The sequence below is a fragment of the Xanthobacter pseudotagetidis genome, assembly GCF_043194795.2.
GTDB classification, from domain to species: Bacteria; Pseudomonadota; Alphaproteobacteria; order Rhizobiales; family Xanthobacteraceae; genus Xanthobacter; species Xanthobacter tagetidis_A.
In genome coordinates, this window is record NZ_CM195534.1 from 2,631,753 (window position 1) to 2,651,980 (window position 20,228).

The window sequence follows — 20,228 nt, forward strand, 5'->3', positions numbered from 1 at the left end:
GCAGCGAAACAGTGTTGCCCTCCGCTGCTCTCGGGTCATGTGCCGTTACGGAGTAGAATAAGATGGCGAGCGCGCTGGCCGCGGCCGTGGCCAGCGCTCCTCAGGAGGCGCCTCGCCTAAGAAAAAGGGTGACGAACGGTGAAGATGGAAAGTGGGACCGAAGCCCGGGTGGAACGCGCCGGGCTGCAAATCGCGTGTGTTTTGCACGATTTCATCGAAACGGAGGCGCTTCCCGGCAGCGGCATCGACGGGCCCGCATTCTGGGCCGGCCTGTCCGCCATCGCCCACGACATGGCGCCGCGCAATCGCGCGCTGCTCGCGCGGCGCGAAGAGCTCCAGCAGAAGCTCGACCAGTGGTACCGCGACAACGGCGCGCCGCTCGATCTCGAAGCCTACAAGGCCTTTCTCGCCGAGATCGGCTATCTCGCGCCGGAGGGGCCGGCCTTCGCCGTGACCACCACGAATGTGGACCCGGAGATCGCCCAGGTGGCCGGGCCGCAGCTGGTCGTGCCGGTGATGAATGCGCGCTATGCCCTCAACGCCGCCAACGCCCGGTGGGGCTCACTCTATGACGCGCTCTACGGCACCGACGCCATCCCCGAGGCCGACGGCGCCGAGAAGGGCACGTCCTACAATCCCGCGCGCGGGGCGAAGGTCATCGCCTGGGGCCGCGCCTTCCTCGACGAGAGCGCGCCGCTGAAGGACGGCTCCTGGGCCGCGGCCGGCGCCCTCTCGGTGAAGGACGGCGCGCTGGTGGTGGGCGCCACCGCGCTCAAGGACCCGGCCCAGTTCGCCGGCTATCGCGGCGAGGCATCCGCGCCCTCCGCCGTGCTCCTGAAGAAGAACGGCCTCCATGTGGAGATCGTCATCGACCGCGCCAGCGTCATCGGCAGGGACGATGCCGCCGGCATCTCCGACATCGTGCTGGAGGCGGCGCTCACCACCATCCAGGACTGCGAGGATTCCGTCGCGGCGGTGGATGCCGCCGACAAGGTCGCCGTCTACCGCAACTGGCTCGGCCTCATGGCGGGCGACCTGAAGGAGGAAATCGCCAAGGGCGGGCGCACCTTCATCCGCGCCCTCAATCCCGACCGCGCGTACACCCGCCCGGACGGCGGCACGCTGGCGCTGCCCGGCCGCTCGCTCATGCTGGTGCGCAATGTCGGCCACCTCATGACCAACCCGGCCATCCTGCTGAAGGACGGCTCGGAGATCCCCGAGGGCATCCTGGACGCCGCCGTGACGGCGCTCATCGCCTTGCGCGACATCGGCCCGAACGGGCGCCGGGCCAACAGCCGCGCCGGCTCCATGTATGTGGTGAAGCCGAAGATGCACGGTCCGGACGAGGTGGCGTTCGCGGTGGAGATGTTCGCCCGGGTCGAGGACCTGCTCGGCCTGCCGCGCGACACCATCAAGGTCGGCATCATGGACGAGGAGCGCCGCACCACGGTGAACCTCAAGGAGTGCATCCGCGCCGCCGCGAGCCGGGTCGCGTTCATCAATACCGGCTTCCTCGACCGCACCGGCGACGAGATCCACACCTCCATGGAAGCCGGCCCCATGGTGCGCAAGGCCGACATGAAGCAGGCGGCCTGGATCGGCGCCTACGAGAACTGGAACGTGGACACGGGCCTCGAGTGCGGGCTCGTGGGCCATGCCCAGATCGGCAAGGGCATGTGGGCGATGCCGGACATGATGGCCGCCATGCTGGAGCAGAAGATCGCCCATCCCAAGGCGGGGGCGAACACCGCCTGGGTGCCGTCTCCCACCGCCGCCACCCTCCACGCCACCCACTACCACAAGGTCGACGTGCATCAGGTGCAGGCGGCGCTGCGCAGCCGCCCGAAGGCGAAGCTGGACGACCTGCTCACCATCCCGGTGGCGGTGCGGCCGAACTGGACGCGCGAGGACATCCAGCAGGAGCTCGACAACAACGCCCAGGGCATTCTCGGCTACGTGGTGCGCTGGGTCGACCAGGGGGTGGGCTGCTCCAAGGTGCCGGACATCCACGATGTCGGCCTGATGGAGGACCGCGCGACGCTGCGCATCTCCTCCCAGCACATCGCCAACTGGCTGCGCCACGGCGTGTGCACCGAGGCGCAGGTGATGGAGACCATGAAGCGCATGGCGGCGGTGGTGGACCGCCAGAATGCCGGCGATCCGCTCTACCATCCCATGGCGCCGGACTTCGACGGCTCCATCGCCTTCAAGGCCGCCTGCGACCTCGTGTTCAAGGGGCGCGAGCAGCCGAGCGGCTACACCGAGCCGCTGCTGCACCAGCGCCGGCTGGAGCTGAAGGCCGCGGGCGCCGGCCGGGGCTGACCCGGCGCGCCCATCGGGAGCGCGGCGTCGCCGCCGCGCTCCGCTCCGCCGATCCGCATTCCCTCGGCGCATTTGCGAGATGGCGTGCGGCCGCGCGCCCGCCGCGCGTCCCGCAGCCACATTTCGGCAGGTGAAGGTGGGAGATGGGTGAAGCGGAACCATTGGCAAGCGCGAGCGTTGCGTCACCGGAGCCAATGGAGTTTCAAGATGTCGCGTCCGGTGCTGTATTCCGTCATCGCTGTTCTTGCCGTCGTGGCGGGTTATTTTGCCTATGACGCCTATGAGCGCGACCGCAATACCATGCAGATCGAGATCGGCCCGAACGGGGTGAAGATCGATCCGCCCGCGCGCTGACGGCCGTGACCGCGCGGCCGCGTCCGCCTCAGACCTCCCACAGGAGATGAACGCGCGCCGCCGGGCGGTCCCGTCCGGCATCCGGAGGCGTTCACGGAACGAGTTTGATACAGTTGCCCGACTCGGGGGATACCTCGTGGCTCCTCCGGAGAAGGGCGGATGTCGATGAATGCCGGGATGTACGATTTTCTCGGGTCCGCGGACTCTTTTGCCGCCGGACTCCTTTCCGGTATCGAGCGTGTGTTCGGAAACCTGTCCGAGTTCGACTATGGCAGGATCCTGTTCGCGCTTTTTGTGTTCGTTCTTTTCTTTCTATTGCGCCGGCTGTTCCGGCATGTGTTTTTCACCATCGTCGGCAAGCTGTTCACGCTCAACATGCAGTCGTTCCGTGACAATCTCGGCCGATCCCTGAGGGGCCCGGTCGAGCTCATGTTCGTGGCGGTCGGCACGTTCCTCGCGTTCGAGGTGCTGAAGGTCACGGAGGACAGCACGGCCTCCCAGTTCTCCAGCCACGTGGTGCAGACGCTTCTGGTCGCCGCCGCCTACTGGACCATCATCGCGCTGATCGATCCATTGACGGAGCAGGTGGCGCCCCGCTCCGCCCGGCTGACGGAGACGGTCATCGACTGGATCCGCAAGTCCCTGAAGTGCATCGTGCTCTTCTTCGCCATCGTTGCCCTGCTCCAGCAGTGGGGGGTGCGGATCGGCCCCTTGCTCGCCGGCATGGGCATCGCCGGGGCGGCGGTTGCCCTCGGCGCGCAGGAATTGTTCAAGAACCTGATCTCCGGCGTCCTGATCCTGCTGGAGCGCCGGTTCCAGTACGGTGACTGGGTGAAGGTGCAGAACGTGGTCGAGGGCACGGTCGAGAGCATCGGCTTCCGCTCGACGCGCATCCGCCAGTTCGACGATGCGGCGGTCGAGGTGCCGAACTCCGACCTCGCCGACAATGCCGTCATCAACTACACGCAGATGCGCCGCCGCCGCATCTATTGGATCATCGGCGTGCCCTACTCGACGACGGTGGAGCAGCTGCGCGACATTCGCCAGAAGATCGAGGACTACATCCACACCGAGGAGGACTTCGTCTCGTACAAGCTGGCGTCCACCTTTGTGCGCATCGATTCCTTCGGCGCCTCTTCCATCAATATCATGGTGTACTGCTTCACCAAGACGACCCACTGGGGCGAATGGCTCACGGTGAAGGAGCGCCTCGCGTACAAGCTCATGGACATCGTGACCGGCGCGGGGTCCTCCTTCGCCTTCCCGTCCACCTCGCTCTATGTGGAGAGCCTGCCGGCCGACCGGCCCGAGGTGTTCCTGCCCCCCGAGGCGGGCAAGCCGCAGGTCAAGCCCATGGCGGAGGCGGGCGGCGGCCCGGCGTCCTGAAGCGGCGGGGGCGGGCGGTCAGAGGCCGATCAGCGGCCGCGCGACGAGGTCGCCCGCCCACAGGCCGAAGCCCATGGCCAGGTGGCTGGAAAGGTCGTGCGCCATCGCCACGGGGCGGTTCGGCACTTTGGCCGCCATCACGCCGGCGCCGAGCACCGGCTCCATGAAGAACCAGGTCACGCAGACCGAAAGCGCCGCGAAAACCAGGGCCGAGACCAGCGAGGGCGGCGCGCCGAGCACCAGCCACATGAGGCCGAGATAGACCACGGCGTAGCCGATGCCGACCACATAGTGGACCAGCCAGCCCAGCGGCCGCTCGTTGGGAACCGGGGGCGCCTTGCCGATGTCGGGCTGGGTGAACGCGCCGTCCTTGAAGTGGCCGACCCAGCGCCCGATCAGGCCCCAGTCGGTGATCGGCAGCCCGAAGAGGAGGCGGCACGCCTGCTGCCACAGGTCCAGCGCCGCCGTCGCCACCACCCCGACGACCAGAACGTAGAGGGCTGCCGTCATCATGTCCCCCGGCGGGCTTCGGGGCTGGGCAGGGCGACGTCGAAGCAGCCGTTCACCATCGCCATCATGGAATAGAAGCCGCAGAGCGTGACGATCTCCAGCAGGCCGTCGATGCCGAAAGCGGCGACGGCGCGGTCCTGGAGCGCCTGCGGGATGGACTTGAACGCGAAGGCGCAGTCGGTGATCTGGTCCACGAGGTCGAACGGGGCGGGAAAGGCCCGGCCGTTGTCCGCCACCGTCTGCGTCACCGCCTCCGGCAGGCCGGCGGCGCGGGCGGCGGCGACATGGTCCTCCCACACGAACTCCACCTTGGCGCGCTTGGCGAGGATCAGCACCACGAACTGGTAGACGTCGCGCGGCAGCCTGCTCTCGTATTTGTAGTACCAGCCGAGCTGCTCGATCAGCTTCGCCAGCTCCGGGTGGTTGAGCAGCGGGATGTAGGGGCCGAGATGGTGCACCCCCTTGGCGGCGCGCCGGGCGAGGATGTCCTCGTAGATGGCCCGGCCTTCGCCGGTGAGGGTCGCAGTGGGATCGGGCAGGGCGGCCATGGCTCTTCGTCCCGCTATTCGTGGTAGGACCAGGCGTGGGCGCCGGCGGCGAAGTCGTAGACCGGGGTCGGGCAGTCCTTGTCCGCCTTCACGTCGATCACCACCGTGGTGCCGGCCGAGACCGCCTCGGCCATGGCCTTGGGCAGGCCGGCCGGGTCGGTCACGGTGATGCCGTGGGCGCCGAGCGACCGGCCGAATCCGGCCCAGTCGTGGTCCACCACGCTGGTCAGCTCCGAGGGCAGGGCGCCGTACTGGTGGGCGCGCAGCCAGACATTGCCGAGCGCGCCGTTGTTCAGCACCAGGTAGATCACCGGCAGCTTGTAGCGGGCGGCGGTCTGCACCTCCATGCCGTGCATCTGCATGCAGCCGTCGCCGGTGATGACGGCGACGCGGCGGTCCGGCCGCGCGCACTGCACGCCGACGGCCGCCGGGATGGCCCAGCCCATGGGGCCGAGATTGGTGGCCGAGACGTAGCTGCGGGGCACGTACGCGGTCCAGTAGTGGCCGGCGAAGGCGCGGTGGGCGCCGGAATCCACCAGCACGATGCCGTCGCGCGGGAAGGCGTCGCGCAGCGCGACGATGGCGCTCGCGGGGTGGATCGGCTTGCCCGGCCGGTGGCAGTTCTCGGTATCGTAGAGCCGCGGTCCTGCCTTGATGCCGGCGATCCAGTCCTCCCGCGCGCTCTTGCCCTTGGCGAAGGCCGCGGCCTCCAGGTCGCCGAGGCGCGACAGGCGGTCGAGGAAGGCGCGGGCGTGGCCGGCGACCACGTGGTCCGCCTCGCCGACGGCGGACAGCTCGGCGAGCGACGTGTTCACATGCACGAACATCGCCTTCGAGCGTTCGCGCAGGGTCCAGTGCATGGTGTCGCGCTCGTTGAGGCCCGAGCCGAGCACCAGAAGCACGTCGATGCCGTCGGAGAGCAGCGCCGCGGTGGCGTGGCGGGTGCCGGCATAGCCGAACACGCCGAGCGAGAGCGCATGGTCCTCGGGGAACACGCCCTTGGCGCGCAGGGTGGTCGCGACCGGGATCGAGAAGCGCTCGGCGAACGCCTTCAGCGCTTCGGGCGCGGCGCCCTCCTCGACGCCGGCGCCGGCGAGGATGGCGAGGCGCGGCGCCCCGGCCAGCAGCGGCATGGCGCGCTCGGCCGCCGCCGTGTCCAGCGGCGCGGCGGTGAAGAAGGGCGAGACCGGGCTGTGGGCGGCGTCGCAGTCGCCGGTGAGCACGTCATGGGCGAGCGAGAGGTGCACCGGCCCGCGCGGCTGGGAGAGGGCCTCGGCCAGGGCATGGCGCAGCGCGTGGCCGAGATTGCCCGCGCTCGCGGCCGTCAGCGAAAGGCGCGTCACCGGACGCATGAGGGCGGTGTCGTCGAGGGTGAACTGGCTCGCGTCCTGGAACGCGCCGAGCCCCTCCATCGCCACCGGGATCTCGCCCGAGAGCACCAGGACCGGCGAGCAATCGGTCTTGGCGGCGGCGATCGCGGTGGTCATGTTGGCAAGGCCCGGCCCGCCGATGCCGAGCACGGCGCCGAAGCGCCCGCAGGCGCGGGCGTAGCCGTCCGCCATGTAGGCGGCCCCGCCCTCATGGGCGGCGACGATGGGGGTGAGCTGCGTCTGCCGGCCGAGCGCCGGCATGAAGGGATCGACGAGCCCTCCGGGGACCATGAACAGGTGGTCGAGGCCTTCCGCTGCCAACGCGCCGAGGATGAAATCCGTGCCGGGGGCCATGTCGCGTCCTCAGGTGCTGCCGGCGGCCGGGACCGCGACGATGCCGGGATGAACCGGCGCCGGTGGCACCTGCCGGGGCACAGCCGGGCCGCCATGACTGCGGGCCGACCGGATTTCCTTGCCGGCGCGTCGGTCCGTGAGCGGACCGTCGCTCGGATCGCGCCTTCCCGCCGGCATCGGGCACGGTGCGGCGCGGCGAAGCCCGCCGCGCCGGATCGGCGCGGGCTCAGCGCCGCGGGCGCGCGTGTCCCTGCGCGGCGCGCCCTTGCGGCCGGGCTTGCTGCGGGCGCGGCCGCGCGTTCTGCGGCCGTGCCTGCTTGGGCCTGGCCTGCTGCGGCCGGGGACGGGCGTTCTGGCTCGGCCGCTGGGTGCTCGGCCGGTTGGCGCTGGGGCGGTTCTGGCCCGTGCTCGGCCGGTTCTGCCCCGCGCCCTGTCCGGGCTGATTAGGAGCTGCGCCCTGTCCGGGACGGTTCGGGCCGCCGGGCTGGCCCGGCGTGCCGGGACGCGCCGGCGGAACGGCGGCCGGACGGTCGGGGCGCGCCGGCGGGGCGACGCCGGGGCGACCGGGAGCTCCCGGGCCGCCAGGACCACCAGGACCACCAGGACCACTTGGCATGCCGGGACGACCAGGTCCGCCCGGACCACCGGGCAGTCCAGGACGACCAGGCCCACCCGGGCCGCCAGGACCACCGGGACCAACGATCGGTCCGCCGGGTCCGCCGGGACCGCCCGGACGGCCGGGACGGGGCGGCGGCGGGACGCCGGGACGGCCGGGCCGCCACGGTCCCGGACCCCAGGCCGGCGGACGCGGCGCCGCCGGGCCCCACCCCCAGTGGGGCGGCCGGCGCCAGGCCGGCGGCGTAACCCACACATTGTTCCAGTAGCGGTTGTTCCAGCCCCAGTTGTTGTTCCAGGCCGAGCCCACCAGCACGCCGGTGCCGAACGCCAGCGCCCCCACCGCGGCGGTGGTGAAGATGCTGGAGCTGTCATAGGTGGGGACGTAGATGGTCTCGGGATTAGTGGGGGTGATGTAGATCACCTGCTTCCCGCTTTCCTGCCGGGTCGAGACCTGCTGCTGCGGCGTGCTCTTGAGGTTGCCCACCTCCTGCGCCTTGGCGCGCAGCATCTGGACCACCGTCGAGACGTCCTGCGGCTGGCGCACGAAGGCGTAGCCGATGGATTCGGTCCACTCCATGTGGGTCGCCAGCATGGAGACCACGTCGGGGAAGCGCACCAGCGCCTTCACCGAGCTGTCCCAGTCCATCTTGTCGATGGCCGAGAAGTCGGACGCCTTCACCGCCGCCGGATTGGCGGTGATCCACTGGTTGGCCGCAACGATCTGCTCGGGAAAGGCCGAGGCCGGCATCAGCACCGCCAGCAGCGGATCGGGATAGAGCGCGATCGGGCCGAAGATGTATTCGAGGTCGCTCACCGAATAGGTGGGCGCATCCGCCGGGATCGGGCTTGCCGCCTGGGCCGGCGCCTGCGGCAGGGCACCGCCGGAGACCGTGCCGCCGGGGGCGGCGGGGGCGGCGTCGATGGGCGCGCCTGAAGGGGCCGCGGGCGGGGGCTCCGATGGCCGTGCCGGCGGCGCGGGCTGCTCCGAAGGTGTGGCGGGAGGCTGCTGCGCCACCGCCGGCCAGGCGACCGTCGACCAGGCGAACACCGAGGCCGTCAGGACGCGGGCGATGTTTCCGGCCTGGATGCGGGAATGCCGCTGGGAATACGGGGCTGCCACTTTGTCCTCCAACCAGATGACCCGCCGACCAGACGCGATTTTTTGCTTCGCTGCAAGCGGTGGGCGCAAATCCACGCCGGCGCCGCGCATGATCCCGGCGCGCCCGGTCGGCCGCGCCGCGGCCTTGGTACGGCGCCCCTGCTTCGCTATGGTTCCCTTGGATCCGCACGAGGGGAGAGCCGATTGTCGAACACCGTGGCCCTGCCGGGAGGAGAGCGCGTGCCGGCTCTGGGGCAGGGCACTTGGTACATGGGCGAGGAGCCTCGGCGCCGGGCCGACGAGGTGGCGGCGCTCCGGGCCGGCCTGGACCTCGGCCTCACCCTCATCGACACCGCCGAGATGTACGCCGAAGGCGGGGCGGAAGAGGTGGTGGGCGAGGCGGTGAAGGGCCGGCGCGACGAGGTGTTCCTGGTCAGCAAGGTCTATCCACACAATGCCGGCCGGAGCGGGGTCGCCGCCGCCTGCGCGCGCTCGCTGAAGCGGCTCGGCACCGACCGCATCGACCTCTATCTGCTGCACTGGCGCGGCAGCCACCCGCTGGCCGAGACCATCGCCGGGTTCGAGGCCCTCCAGCAGGCGGGCAAGATCCGCCACTGGGGCGTCAGCAACCTCGACGCCGGCGACATGGAGGAGCTGCTCGCCGCCGGCGGGCGGGCCTGCGCCGCCAACCAGGTGCTCTACAATCCCGCCCGGCGGGGACCGGAATTCGATCTGTTCCCGCTCATGGAGAAGGCCGGCATTCCGGCCATGGCCTACAGTCCCATCGAGCAGGCGCGCCTGCCGCGGGGCGGCGCTCTTGGCGCGGTGGCGAAGAAGCACGGGGCCGATCCGTTCCAGGTCGCGCTCGCCTGGGCCATGCGGCGCGGCGACGTGATCGCCATCCCCAAGGCGATCCGCATCGCCCATGTGAAGGCCAACGCCGCGGCCCGCGATCTTGTGCTCGATGCCGAGGACCTCGCCGCCATCGACGCGGACTTCCCGCCGCCCCGGCGCAAGACGTCGCTGGAGATGCTCTGAAGCGCGTCAGGCCGCGCCGGATGGTGGCTCATCCCTCAGCGGCACGGCGATCACGACGACGTCCGCCTCGGGGATGGCCTGGCGCAGGGCCTCGCGTAACCTCAGGGTGACGGCGCCCACGTCGGCGATGGTTCGGGCGGGATCGAACGCCACCGTGATCTCCACATGGGACACCGCGCCCGAGCGGCGGGTGCGCACGCCCACCAGCTGCTCGTAGGAGTCGTACGACGCCGCCAGCGCCGCGTTCACCTTCATCTGGAGCGGCTCCTCCAGCGCGCGGTCGAGCAGGTCCGGCAGCGCCTCGTAGATCATCTGCGCGCCGATCACCGTCATGAAGGCGGCGCCCACCACCCCGCCCGCGTCGTCGGCGATGCGCGCCAGCTCCCGGTCCGGCGAGAGCGCGTCGATGGCGACGCAGACCACCACCGTCACCGAAGCGGCGGCCTTGGCGATGCGGGCGCGGAACTGCGAGCGCAGGATGATGGAGGTGCCCGAGCGCGTGGCGCGCCACAGCGGCCAGAGCGGCGCCGCGTTGGCGAACAGGTTGTAGACCACGAGCACCATGGCGACGCTCGCCCAGAAGGGCGGCAGCAACGGCTGCTGGGTGGAGTTCACCACCTTGATGACGATGAAGGCGGCCGAGAGCAGCAGCAGGCCGCCGATGCTCACCGAGAACATGCGCTCGAGCTTGCCGACGCCGTACTCGTAGTAATAGGTCCGGCTGCGGTGCACCGAGCGCAGCGTCAGGAGCGCCATGGCCTCGACGACCAGAAGCAGGCCGCCGCGCAGCAGCTCGGCCAGCATGGCGAGCGAGCCGATTTTGGCGACGGTCAGCAGATAGGGGAAGAACACGCTGAGGTCGAGCAGGACGCCGATGAGAACGGCGTGCTCCTTCTGGCGGTCGCTGTCGCTCGCATCTCGCATGGATCGGTCCCTCGACGACGACCGCAGGGGCTGAAGCCTGCAAGACTAGTGCGCGATCCAATCAAATTGAATCGGTTTGATTGGTGAGGCGCCCTCCAACCTCAAGAAAGAGAACGCGTTTTCCGCTCCGCGCCCGGCACGGGCCGAGCGGCGCCTACTCTAGGGTTCCATGCTGCCGGGCGGGATCATCTGATTAGAGGAGGCGCCGCCGCGCCTCAGGGCGCCTTGGGGCCGCGCATCGTCAGCTGGTCGCCGCGGAACTCGAACCCGTCGAGCCTCTGGAGGAAGGTCATGCCGAGCAGGCTGGTGCGCAGGACGCCGGGTGGCGAGACCAGCGCCGGCACGTGCCGCTCGACGATGCCGCCGACGATGATGTTGTCGATGGTCACCGCCGCCGCCTTGGTGCGGCCGTTGGCGGTCTCCACCGCCACGTCGTAGGTCAGGAAATCCACCGGAAGGCCGGCGGCCTGCGCCGCGGCATGGGTGAGCACCACGGAGGTGGCGCCGGTGTCCACCAGCATCGGCACGCCGGCGCCGTTCACCGAGGCGCGCACCGCGAAGTCGCCGGCCGCCCCGCGCGTCACCTCCACCGTCACGCGGGCGCCCTCCAGGCGCGGCACCACGTAGCCCGGCACCAGCTGGCCGATGACGCGCTGGGCCACCGCCTGCAGCGGGTCGCGATAGGTGTAGGCGATGGCGAGGGCGGCCGCGAGCACCACCCAGAACGCCGCCGCGATCAGCGATTCGGCCACCCGCCCCCGGAACATGGACCAGGCGAACGCGCCGATGAAGATGGCGATGGAGAGCTTGGCGACGAGGCTGCCGAACTGGTCGAGGTCGAGTCCCGCCACCGAGCCCTGCTCGTGGTGGACGGCGAGCACCACCACCCCGCCGAACAGGCCGAGCAGCAGCAGCCAGAGGAGCCTGTCACCGCGCATCGTCGTCGTCCGGCGGGCCGTCGAGGAACAGGCCCGGCTGCGCCGCGCGGAGTCGGTCGAGGCGGGCGGGCAGCGCCTCCATGATGGCGGCGCGCGCCTGCGGGGAGAGGGAGGGCCAGGCGCCGATCTCGCGCATGGTGCGCCCACAGCCGAGGCACATGCTGCTCATGGGCTCCAGCGTGCAGATCCGCACGCAGGGCGTCGCGATGGGGGCGGGGGTGGCTTGCGGCATCGCTTCGGCGACCGGGTCTCTCGCGGCTCGGGCTCGCATTCGGGAACCGCCACGGCGCCGGGACGGCGCTCAGGCGTTTCGGGCGAAGATAAGAACGCCAAGGAGAAACGCAATCTCCGCCATCTGCTGGGTGGCGCCCGCCACGTCGCCGGTCTGGCCCCCGATCATGTGCCGCGACAGGCGCGCCATGGCGAACAGCGCCAGCAGCGGCGCGAGGATGCCGGCGAAGGTGGCGCCGACGCCGAAGCTCGGCACCAGCACGAGGGCCGCCACCAGAGCCGCCACCAGCGCGCAGGAGGTGGCCGCCTCGGGGGACGGCTGGCCCACACCGGCCGAGGCGCCGTCCGCGCGCGCCGGCGGCAGGGCGCGCAGCAGCAGGATGCCGGCGGCGCGGGAGACGGCCGCCGCGGCGGCGAGGGTCAGCGCGGCCCGCACCGGCCCGGCGACCGCGAGCAGCGTCGTCAGCGTGGTGACGCGCAGCAGGAGCGCGAGGCCGAGCGCGGTGGCGCCATAGGTGCCGATGCGGCTGTCGCGCATGATTTCAAGGCGTCGCGCCGGGTCGCGGCCGCCGCCGAATCCGTCCGCGGTGTCGGCGAGCCCGTCCTCGTGCACCGCGCCGGTGGCGAGCACCATGGCCGCTACCGCCAGCACCGCCGATGGATCGGCGCCGAAGCCCGCCGCATGGCCGATGAGGAACGCCGCCGCGCCGATGAGGCCGATCACCGCGCCTGCCAGCGGGATGGCATAGGCGATGCGGTCGAGGTCCGGCGGCCCGTAGCCGTCCGCGGCGCCGGCCTTGGGGGCCACCGGAAGGCGGGAATAGAAGCGCAGGGCGACCAGGAGGTCTTCGGCGATCCGGTTGAGCTGCATCAGGCGTTCCGCGTCGGCGATGGGCGCCGGCCCGCCGCCGGCCCTTCTTGGGAGCCTTATTCGACGCTCCGGTCAAGTGCGCGGGACGGCGAGGGCGACCTGCCGCAGCCTGCGATATGCCGTTGGGGAATGTGGCCGCGAGGCCGCATCAGCGCGTGCGTTTGCATTCGACGGGCCGCCCGGTATAGTCCGGCCGCTTCGCCGGACCCCGCCTTGGGGCGCGGCATATCGAATTTCCACGAACCACAACGAGGATGCTCATGTTCATCTCGCCCGCTTTCGCCCAGGGCGCTCCGGCCGCCGGCGGCGGTGCCGACATGCTCATTCAGCTCGCCCCGTTCCTGCTGATCTTCGTGGTGATGTACTTCCTGATCCTGCGTCCCCAGCAGAAGCGGGCCAAGGCGCATCAGGAAATGGTGAACGCGCTGCGTCGCGGCGACGTGGTGGTGACCGCCGGCGGGCTCATCGGCAAGGTCAGCCGCGTGATCGACGAGAACGAGGTCGAGCTCCAGGTCGCCGACAATGTGAAGGTGCGCCAGCTGCGCGCCCACATCTCCTCGGTGCGAGCCAAGGGCGAGCCGGCCAAGGACGAGGTCATTCCGCCCCCGAACGTGTGATCCGGCGACGAGTGAACCTTTCATAAGACTGCGCGCCCGATGCTGCACTTCTCCCGCTTCAAGACCATTGCCATCCTCGTCATCACGGGGCTGGGCATCCTGTTCGCCCTGCCCAACGTGCTGCCGGCGAGCGTGCTGGCCCGGCTGCCGTCGTGGCTGGCCTCCAGCCACGTCACGCTCGGGCTCGACCTCCAGGGCGGCTCGCACATCCTCCTGGAGGTGGACGGGCCGGCGCTGATCAAGGAGCGCGCCGAGCAGGTGCGCGACGAGGTGCGGCGGGTGCTGCGCGACGCCAAGATCGGCTATTCCAATCTCGCCGTGCGCGACACCACCGTGAGCGTCAGGGTGCGCGATCCCGCCGACACCCAGAAGGCGGTGACCGAGCTCAGGAAGCTCGCGGCGCCGGTCACCGACAGCCTGTTCGGCAACTCCACCGGCGAGATGGATCTCACCGTAGCCTCCAGCGCTGACGGCGCGGTGAGCGTGACGCTGACCCAGGTCGGCCTCAATGCCCGCATCCGCTCCGCGGTGGACCAGTCGATCGAGATCATCCGCCGCCGCATCGACCAGCTCGGCACGGTGGAGCCCAACATCCAGCGCCAGGGCGCCGATCGCATCCTGGTCCAGGTGCCGGGCCTGCAGGACCCGCAGCGCCTGAAGAGCCTTTTGGGCCAGACCGCCAAGCTGTCGTTCCGCATGGTCGACATGTCCATGTCGCCGCAGCAGGCGCTGGAAGGGCGTCCGCCGGTGGATTCGGAGGTGCTCGAAGGCCCGAACGGCGAGCCCTATCTGGTCGAGAAGCAGGTGCGTGTCTCCGGCGAGGACCTGGTGGACGCCCAGCCCGGCTTCGACCAGCAGACCCGCGAGCCGATCGTCTCGTTCCGCTTCAACTCCAACGGCGCCCGGCGCTTCGCGGTGGTGTCGCAGGAGGCGGTGGGCCGGCCCTTCGCCATCGTGCTCGACAACCACGTGATCTCGGCCCCGGTGATCCGCGAGCCGATTCTCGGCGGCTCCGGCCAGATTTCCGGCGGCTTCACCGTGCAGCAGGCGAACGACCTCGCCATCCTGCTGCGCGCCGGCGCGCTGCCGGCGCCGCTCAAGGTGGTGGAGGAGCGCACCGTCGGCCCGAGCCTCGGCGCCGATTCCATCGAGAGCGGCAAGGTGGCGGCCTATGTGGCGGCCGGCCTCGTCGCCGTGTTCATGATCGCGGTCTACGGCCTGTTCGGCGTGTTCGCGCTGATCGCGCTCGTGGTGCACATTACGCTGATGTTCTCGCTCCAGTCGATCCTCGGGGCGACGCTGACGCTGCCCGGCATCGCCGGCGTCATCCTCACCATCGGCATGGCGGTGGATTCCAACGTTGTGATCTTCGAGCGCATCCGCGACGAGGCGCGCGAGGGACGTTCCGCCATCTCCGCCATCGACAAAGGCTTCGTGAACGCGCTCGGCACCATCCTCGACGCCAACATCACCTCGCTCGCCACCGCCGTGATCCTGTTCCTGATGGGCGGGTCCGGCCCGGTGCGCGGCTTCGCGGTCACCTACATCCTCGGCCTTCTGACCACCGTGTTCACCGCCTACACCCTGACGCGGCTCATGATCGCCTACTGGGTGAAGTGGCGGCGGCCGGCGAAGCTGCCCATCTGAAGGCGCCGAACATGCCCTTGATCGACTACATTCCGGCGCAGACCAACATCCACTTCATGCGCCTGCGCCACTGGACGTTCCCGCTCTCTGCGGCGATGTCCCTGGTGGCGGTGATCCTGTTCGCCACCGTCGGCTTCAACCTCGGCATCGACTTCCGCGGCGGCACGCTGATCGAGGTCCAGTCGTCCCAGCAGCAGGCGGACCTCGGCGGCCTGCGCGAGCACCTAACCGATCTCGATATCGGCGAGGTGCAGATTCAGGAGTTCGGCTCGCCGCGCGACGTGCTGATCCGCATCGGCCACCTGGGCGAATCCGACGAGGCGCAGCAGGCCATGGTGGCCAAGGTGCGCGAGACGCTGGGCGCGGACTATTCCGTGCGCCGCGTGGAGACGGTCGGCCCTTCGGTGTCGGGCGAGCTGGTGCGCCAGTCCATCGTCGCCATGGTCCTCGGCGCCTTCGCGGTGCTGGCCTATCTGTGGTTCCGCTTCGAGTGGCAGTTCGCGATCGGCGCCATCGTCACGACGATGCACGACATCTTCGTCACGCTGATGGTCTATTCGGCGTTCGGGATCGACTTCGACCTGACCTCGATCGCCGCCATCCTCACCATCATGGGCTATTCGCTCAACGACACGGTGGTGGTGTACGACCGCATCCGCGAGATGCTGCGGCGCTACAAGAAGATGCCGCTGCCCGAACTGCTCGACACGGCGGTCAACGCCACCTTCTCACGCACCATCATCGTCTCCACCACCACCTTCTTCGCGACGCTGGCGCTCTATTTCTTCGGCGGCGAGGTGCTGCGTGGCTTCTCGCTCGCCATGACCGTGGGCGTCGTCATCGGCACCTATTCCACGATCTTCGTGGCGGCGCCGATCCTGATCCATCTCGGCCTGCGCGCCTCCACCGTGGGCAATGTGGAGAAGCCCAAGGCCGAGGATGTGCTGGACGTGGAGGAGAACGCCGAGCTGATCGAGGCCGAGGAAGCTGCCCAGGCGGCCCCGCCGCAGCCCGCCGCAGCCAAGCCTGCCCCGGCGAAGCCGGTTGCGGGCAAGGGCGCCGCAGGCAAGGCGTCCGCCAAAGGCGCGAAGGCGACCAAGGCGGCCGCGGCCAAGGCTTCGGCCGCCAAGGCTTCCGCCCCGAAGCCGGCCGCCGGGCCGGTGACGGTCGTCGTCCCCCCCGGCGCGGTGCCGGCGCCGGAGGCGCCCAAAGCCGCCGACGCGCCCGATGCGGGCGAGACCCCGGCGGGCGAGACTCCGAAGGCGCCCGACAGCCCTGGAAAGGCGTGAGCGTGGCGGGCCGGCAGGACCAGCCCGTCGGCGCGCCCTTCCTGCCCCGGCAGGTGCCCATCGACGGCTACCGGGACAATTTCTTCCACTTCGGCGGCATGTCCCATGCCGGCTCGATCCTGGCGCTGCCCTCGGGGGTCCGTCCCTGGGCGGTGGTGGCGTTCCAGGAGGTGGATGCGCAGTCGCTCGCGCCGATCCTCGCCGAGGCGCCGGCGGTCGAGCTCCTGTTCCTCGGCACCGGGCGTGATCCGGCGCACCTGAAGGAGCCGTTGAAGGCGCTCTTGCGCGCAGCCGGCCTCAGGTTCGAGCTGATGCCGACGCCGGCCGCCGCGGCCACCTACAACGTGCTGCTCGCCGAGGGCCGGCCGGTGGGCGCCGCCCTGATCGCGCTCTAAGCGCCATGTCGCTCGATGCCGCCTATGCTTATTGCGCCGATCTGGTGCGGGCGCGGGACCGCGACCGGTTCCTCGCCGCGCTGTTCGCGCCTGAGGCCGCGCGGCGCCATCTCAACGCGCTCGCCGCCTTCAATCTGGAGGTGGCGCGGGTGCGCGAGGTGGCGCGCGAGGCGCTGCCGGGCGAGGTGCGCATCGCCTGGTGGCGCGAGGTGATCGAGGGCGAGGGCAGGGGAGATGTGGAAGGCCATCCCGTCGCCGCCGCCTTGCTCGACACCGCCGCCCGGTTCTCGCTGCCGCGCGCCAGCCTCGCGGCGCTCGCGGACGCGCGCATCTTCGACCTCTATGACGATGCCATGCCGACGCTGGGCGATCTCGAAGGCTATGCGGGGGAGACCGCCTCGGCCCTGCTCCAGCTTTCGGCCCTGGTGCTCGCGCCCTCGGCCGCCGCGCAGGCGGGAGATGCCTCCGGCCATGGCGGCGTCGCGCTCGCCCTCGCCGGGCTGATGCGCGCCTTCCCCATCCATGCCGCGCGCGGCCAGTGCTTCCTGCCGCTCGACGTGCTCGCGCGGCACGGCATCGGCCGGGCAGAGGCGGTGTCCGGCACGCCGACGCCCGCGCTTCTCGCCGCGCTCGCCGACCTGCGCGCCGAGGCCCGGCGGCACCTCGCCGCCGCCGGCGCCGCCTTCGGCGTCGTCGCCGACCGCGCCGCCATCGCCGCCCCGTTCCTGCCGCTGGCCCTGGTCGAGGGCGACCTGAGGGCGCTCGGCAAGGTGCGCGATCCGTTCCGCGAGGTGGCTGGCCTCTCGCCGCTGCGCCGCCAGTTCGGCCTCTGGCGCGCGGCCCGGCGCGCCGCTTCCGGCAGGGCCTTCATCCCCGGCTGAGCGCGCATCGCCGATTGCGCGGACAGGCGCCTTCTTCGATACTCCGCCCGCCTTCCCATCCCTTTCTCCGGCTCCACGGGGTTTGAATTCCATGAAGATCACCTGGCTCGGCCACGCTGCATTCCGTCTGGACTTCCCGGGCAAGGCGGTGCTCATCGACCCCTTCTTCACCGGCAATCCGGTGTTCAAGGGCACGCGCGAGGAGGCCGCGCGCGGCTGCACCCACATCCTGCTCACCCACGGCCACGGTGACCATATCGGCGACACGGTAGCCATCGTCGAGGAGGCAGCCGACGCCGCGCGCGAGATCCCCGTGGTGGCGAACCCCGAGATCTGCACCTATCTCGCCGGACAGGGGGTAGGCTCGACCGCCTTCATGAACACCGGCGGCACCGTCGACATGGGCGGCTTTACCGTCACCATGGTGCGCGCCGACCATTCCTCGGGCGGCAATTCGAGCCCGGCGGAATATCTCGGCAATCCAACCGGCCTGATCGTCAAGGCGCCGGGCGAGCCCACCGTGTGGCACATGGGCGACACCGACATCTTCTCGGACATGGCGCTGATCTGCGAGATCCACGCGCCGAAGGTCGTGATCCTGCCCATCGGCGACCGCTTCACCATGAGCCCGGCCACCGCCGCCATCGCCGTGAAGCGCTTCCTGCCGGGGGTGGAGACCGTCGTGCCCTGCCACTACGCCACCTTCCCGCTGCTGGTACAGGACCCCTCCGGCTTCATCGCGGCGCTGAAGGGCCATCCGGTGAAGATCGAGGCCCCCGCCGTGGGCGGCAGCTTCGAGGTGTGATCGCCCGTCATGCCCCGGCTGGTCCGGAGGGGTGGACCCTCCGGACAAGCCGGAAGGGGGACGGCGGGAACGGCAGGTCCCCCTGAAGAGACGCGCCTTCGCATCTCCCCATTGCCCGCATCCGACGCGCGGCTATAAGGCCCCATGACCTCTCTCGCCTCCTCCGCCCGCGCGCCCACGGACGTGCTGCGCCACGTTTTCGGCTTCGAGCGATTCCGCGGCCGGCAGGAGGAGATCGTCACCCATGTCTGCGGCGGCGGCGACGCGCTGGTGCTCATGCCCACCGGCGGCGGCAAGTCGCTGTGCTACCAGGTGCCGGCGCTGGTGCGGCCGGGCACCGGCATCGTCGTCTCGCCGCTGATCGCGCTGATGCACGACCAGGTGCAGGCGCTGCGCCAGTTGGGCGTGAAGGCGGCGATGCTGAATTCCTCGCTGGCGCCTGCCGAGGCGCGGCAGGTGGAGCGCCAGCTCGCCATGGGCGAGCTGGACCTGCTCTATGTCGCCCCCGAGCGCCTGCTCACCGAGAGCTTCCTGCACCTGCTCGACGGCGCGCGCATCGCGCTGTTCGCCATCGACGAGGCGCACTGCGTCTCCCAATGGGGCCACGACTTCCGGCCCGAATACCGGCAGCTCACGGTGCTGCACGCGCGCTTCCCCGGCGTGCCGCGCATCGCGCTCACCGCCACCGCCGACGGACCGACCCGGCGCGAGATCGTCGAGCGGCTGGCTCTCGAGGAGGGCAGGGTGTTCCTGTCCTCGTTCGACCGGCCCAACATCCGCTACCGCATCGCGCCGAAGAACAATCCGCGGGCCCAGCTGCGCGCCTTCCTCGACGAGCACGAGGGCGAGGCCGGCATCGTCTACTGCATGAGCCGGGCGAAGGTGGAGGCGACCGCGCAGATGCTGGCGACGGAGGGGCGCACGGCGCTGCCCTACCATGCCGGCCTCGATGGCGAGACCCGCGCCCGCCATCAGGACCGCTTCCTCAAGGAGGAGGGGATCGTCATGGTCGCGACCATCGCCTTCGGCATGGGCATCGACAAGCCGGACGTGCGCTTCGTCGCCCATCTGGATCTGCCGAAGAGCATCGAGGCCTATTACCAGGAGACCGGCCGCGCCGGCCGCGACGGCCTGCCCTCCGAGGCGCTGATGCTCTACGGCCTGGAGGACGTGGCGAAGCTGATCCAGTTCGTGGACGGCTCCGACGCGCCCGATGCGCGCAAGCGCGTGGAGCGCGCCAAGCTCGACGCCTTGCTGGGGCTCTGCGAGACCGCGCAATGCCGCCGGCAGGTGCTGCTCTCCTATTTCGAGGAGGAGCTGCCGCAGCCGTGCGGCAATTGCGACACCTGCCTCAATCCGCCCAAGACCTTCGACGGCACGGAGGCGGCGCGCAAGCTCCTGTCCTGCGTCTACCGCACCGGCGAGCGCTTCGGGGCGGGCCACGTGATCGACGTGCTGCTCGGGCAGGCCACCGAGAAGGTGGTGAAGTTCGGCCACGACAAGATCTCCACCTTCGGCATCGGCAAGGACTTCTCGCGCGACGAATGGCGCGCCATCGTGCGCCAGCTGGTGGCCATGGGCCTGCTCGTGGTGGACGTGGAGGGGCACGGCGCGCTCGGCCTCGCCGAGAAGTGCCGCCCGGTGTTGCGCGGCGAGGAGAAGGTGGAGCTCAAGGCCGAGGCCCGCGCCCGGCCGGCGCGCACCGGCGGCGGCGAGCGGGCGCCCCGCGCCCAGCTTTCCGATCCCGAGGACGAGGCGCTGTTCCGCCGCCTGAAGGCGCTGCGGCTGGAGATCGCCCGCGCCCAGGGCGTGCCGCCTTATGTGATCTTCCACGACACCACGCTCATGGAGGTGGCGCGGGTGCGCCCGCGCTCGCTCGCCGCCCTCGGCGACATCTCCGGCGTCGGCGAGGCGAAGCTGGAGCGCTACGGCAACGCCTTCCTGGCGGTGGTGGACGAGGGGTGAGGGAAGGGCGGCGCCCGTTTGCCTCCTCCCGTCGCCTTCCTTTGCTCCGACCGTCGCGCCTCCATC

Annotated in this window: 19 protein-coding genes; 11 read left to right on the forward strand and 8 right to left on the reverse strand. The window is 70.5% G+C overall.

What is annotated here, in order from left to right; translation table 11 throughout:
- Positions 1-144: 144 nt before the first annotated feature.
- From V5F67_RS11975 to V5F67_RS11985, 3 genes are all read left to right on the forward strand, one after another.
- Entirely contained in the window at positions 145-2,322 is a 2,178-nt protein-coding gene (locus V5F67_RS11975) for a malate synthase G (protein ID WP_394017637.1), read from the forward strand.
- Positions 2,323-2,529: 207 nt separating this feature from the next.
- The gene (locus tag V5F67_RS11980; RefSeq protein WP_394017636.1) at positions 2,530-2,676 is read left to right on the forward strand and encodes a hypothetical protein; all 147 of its coding nucleotides are present in this window, start codon (positions 2,530-2,532) and stop codon (positions 2,674-2,676) included.
- A 159-nt stretch (positions 2,677-2,835) separates the two neighbouring features.
- Positions 2,836-4,062 (forward strand): mechanosensitive ion channel family protein, encoded by a 1,227-nt coding sequence (locus tag V5F67_RS11985; protein WP_394017635.1) that lies wholly within the window; start codon positions 2,836-2,838, stop codon positions 4,060-4,062.
- An 18-nt stretch (positions 4,063-4,080) separates the two neighbouring features.
- Here the strand turns inward: V5F67_RS11985 and V5F67_RS11990 are convergent, their stop codons facing one another.
- From V5F67_RS11990 to V5F67_RS12005, 4 genes are all read right to left on the reverse strand, one after another.
- Complete coding sequence (locus tag V5F67_RS11990) at positions 4,081-4,575, reverse strand: DUF2938 family protein (RefSeq protein ID WP_394017634.1); 495 nt, start codon at positions 4,573-4,575, stop codon at positions 4,081-4,083.
- Complete coding sequence (locus tag V5F67_RS11995; protein ID WP_394017633.1) at positions 4,572-5,120, reverse strand: carboxymuconolactone decarboxylase family protein; 549 nt, start codon at positions 5,118-5,120, stop codon at positions 4,572-4,574. Before V5F67_RS11995 ends, V5F67_RS11990 begins: the two co-directional genes overlap by 4 nt.
- 14 nt (positions 5,121-5,134) lie before the next feature.
- A complete protein-coding gene (locus V5F67_RS12000; protein WP_394017632.1) occupies positions 5,135-6,844 on the reverse strand; it encodes a thiamine pyrophosphate-binding protein in 1,710 nt (569 codons plus the stop codon).
- Between the two features lie 226 nt (positions 6,845-7,070).
- Positions 7,071-8,582: a DUF3300 domain-containing protein gene (locus tag V5F67_RS12005; protein WP_394017631.1), complete on the reverse strand. Its 1,512-nt coding sequence runs from the start codon at positions 8,580-8,582 to the stop codon at positions 7,071-7,073.
- Between the two features lie 183 nt (positions 8,583-8,765).
- Between V5F67_RS12005 and V5F67_RS12010 the strand changes: the two genes are divergently transcribed.
- A complete protein-coding gene (locus tag V5F67_RS12010) occupies positions 8,766-9,599 on the forward strand; it encodes an aldo/keto reductase (RefSeq protein ID WP_394017630.1) in 834 nt (277 codons plus the stop codon).
- Between the two features lie 6 nt (positions 9,600-9,605).
- Here V5F67_RS12010 and V5F67_RS12015 read toward each other — a convergent pair whose 3' ends face one another.
- From V5F67_RS12015 to cobS, 4 genes are all read right to left on the reverse strand, one after another.
- The gene (locus V5F67_RS12015; RefSeq protein ID WP_394017629.1) at positions 9,606-10,523 is read right to left on the reverse strand and encodes a cation diffusion facilitator family transporter; all 918 of its coding nucleotides are present in this window, start codon (positions 10,521-10,523) and stop codon (positions 9,606-9,608) included.
- Positions 10,524-10,738: 215 nt separating this feature from the next.
- Positions 10,739-11,461, reverse strand: coding sequence for a TIGR02281 family clan AA aspartic protease (locus V5F67_RS12020; RefSeq protein WP_394017628.1), 723 nt, complete (start codon positions 11,459-11,461; stop codon positions 10,739-10,741).
- Positions 11,451-11,732, reverse strand: coding sequence for a DUF1289 domain-containing protein (locus V5F67_RS12025; RefSeq protein WP_509210568.1), 282 nt, complete (start codon positions 11,730-11,732; stop codon positions 11,451-11,453). The genes V5F67_RS12020 and V5F67_RS12025 overlap by 11 nt, the downstream gene beginning before the upstream one ends.
- A gap of 30 nt (positions 11,733-11,762) precedes the next feature.
- Positions 11,763-12,563 carry an adenosylcobinamide-GDP ribazoletransferase gene (cobS, locus tag V5F67_RS12030; RefSeq protein WP_394017626.1) on the reverse strand — a complete coding sequence of 267 codons (801 nt, stop codon included), beginning with the start codon at positions 12,561-12,563 and terminating at the stop codon, positions 11,763-11,765.
- A 260-nt stretch (positions 12,564-12,823) separates the two neighbouring features.
- Here cobS and yajC point away from each other — a divergent pair, with 260 nt between their 5' ends.
- The 7 genes from yajC (at position 12,824) to recQ (ending at position 20,162) form a co-directional block, all read left to right on the forward strand.
- Positions 12,824-13,180 carry a preprotein translocase subunit YajC gene (yajC, locus tag V5F67_RS12035; protein WP_121622183.1) on the forward strand — a complete coding sequence of 119 codons (357 nt, stop codon included), beginning with the start codon at positions 12,824-12,826 and terminating at the stop codon, positions 13,178-13,180.
- A gap of 39 nt (positions 13,181-13,219) precedes the next feature.
- Complete coding sequence (secD, locus tag V5F67_RS12040) at positions 13,220-14,827, forward strand: protein translocase subunit SecD (RefSeq protein WP_394017625.1); 1,608 nt, start codon at positions 13,220-13,222, stop codon at positions 14,825-14,827.
- A gap of 11 nt (positions 14,828-14,838) precedes the next feature.
- On the forward strand, positions 14,839-16,116 hold the full coding sequence (gene secF / locus V5F67_RS12045) for a protein translocase subunit SecF (protein ID WP_394017624.1): 1,278 nt from the start codon (positions 14,839-14,841) through the stop codon (positions 16,114-16,116).
- The gene (locus V5F67_RS12050) at positions 16,113-16,511 is read left to right on the forward strand and encodes an Mth938-like domain-containing protein (protein WP_394017623.1); all 399 of its coding nucleotides are present in this window, start codon (positions 16,113-16,115) and stop codon (positions 16,509-16,511) included. Before secF ends, V5F67_RS12050 begins: the two co-directional genes overlap by 4 nt.
- A gap of 5 nt (positions 16,512-16,516) precedes the next feature.
- Positions 16,517-17,392: a phytoene/squalene synthase family protein gene (locus V5F67_RS12055; protein ID WP_394017622.1), complete on the forward strand. Its 876-nt coding sequence runs from the start codon at positions 16,517-16,519 to the stop codon at positions 17,390-17,392.
- A 91-nt stretch (positions 17,393-17,483) separates the two neighbouring features.
- Positions 17,484-18,197: a metal-dependent hydrolase gene (locus tag V5F67_RS12060; RefSeq protein WP_394017621.1), complete on the forward strand. Its 714-nt coding sequence runs from the start codon at positions 17,484-17,486 to the stop codon at positions 18,195-18,197.
- Between the two features lie 144 nt (positions 18,198-18,341).
- On the forward strand, positions 18,342-20,162 hold the full coding sequence (gene recQ / locus V5F67_RS12065; RefSeq protein WP_394017620.1) for a DNA helicase RecQ: 1,821 nt from the start codon (positions 18,342-18,344) through the stop codon (positions 20,160-20,162).
- Positions 20,163-20,228: the final 66 nt, after the last annotated feature.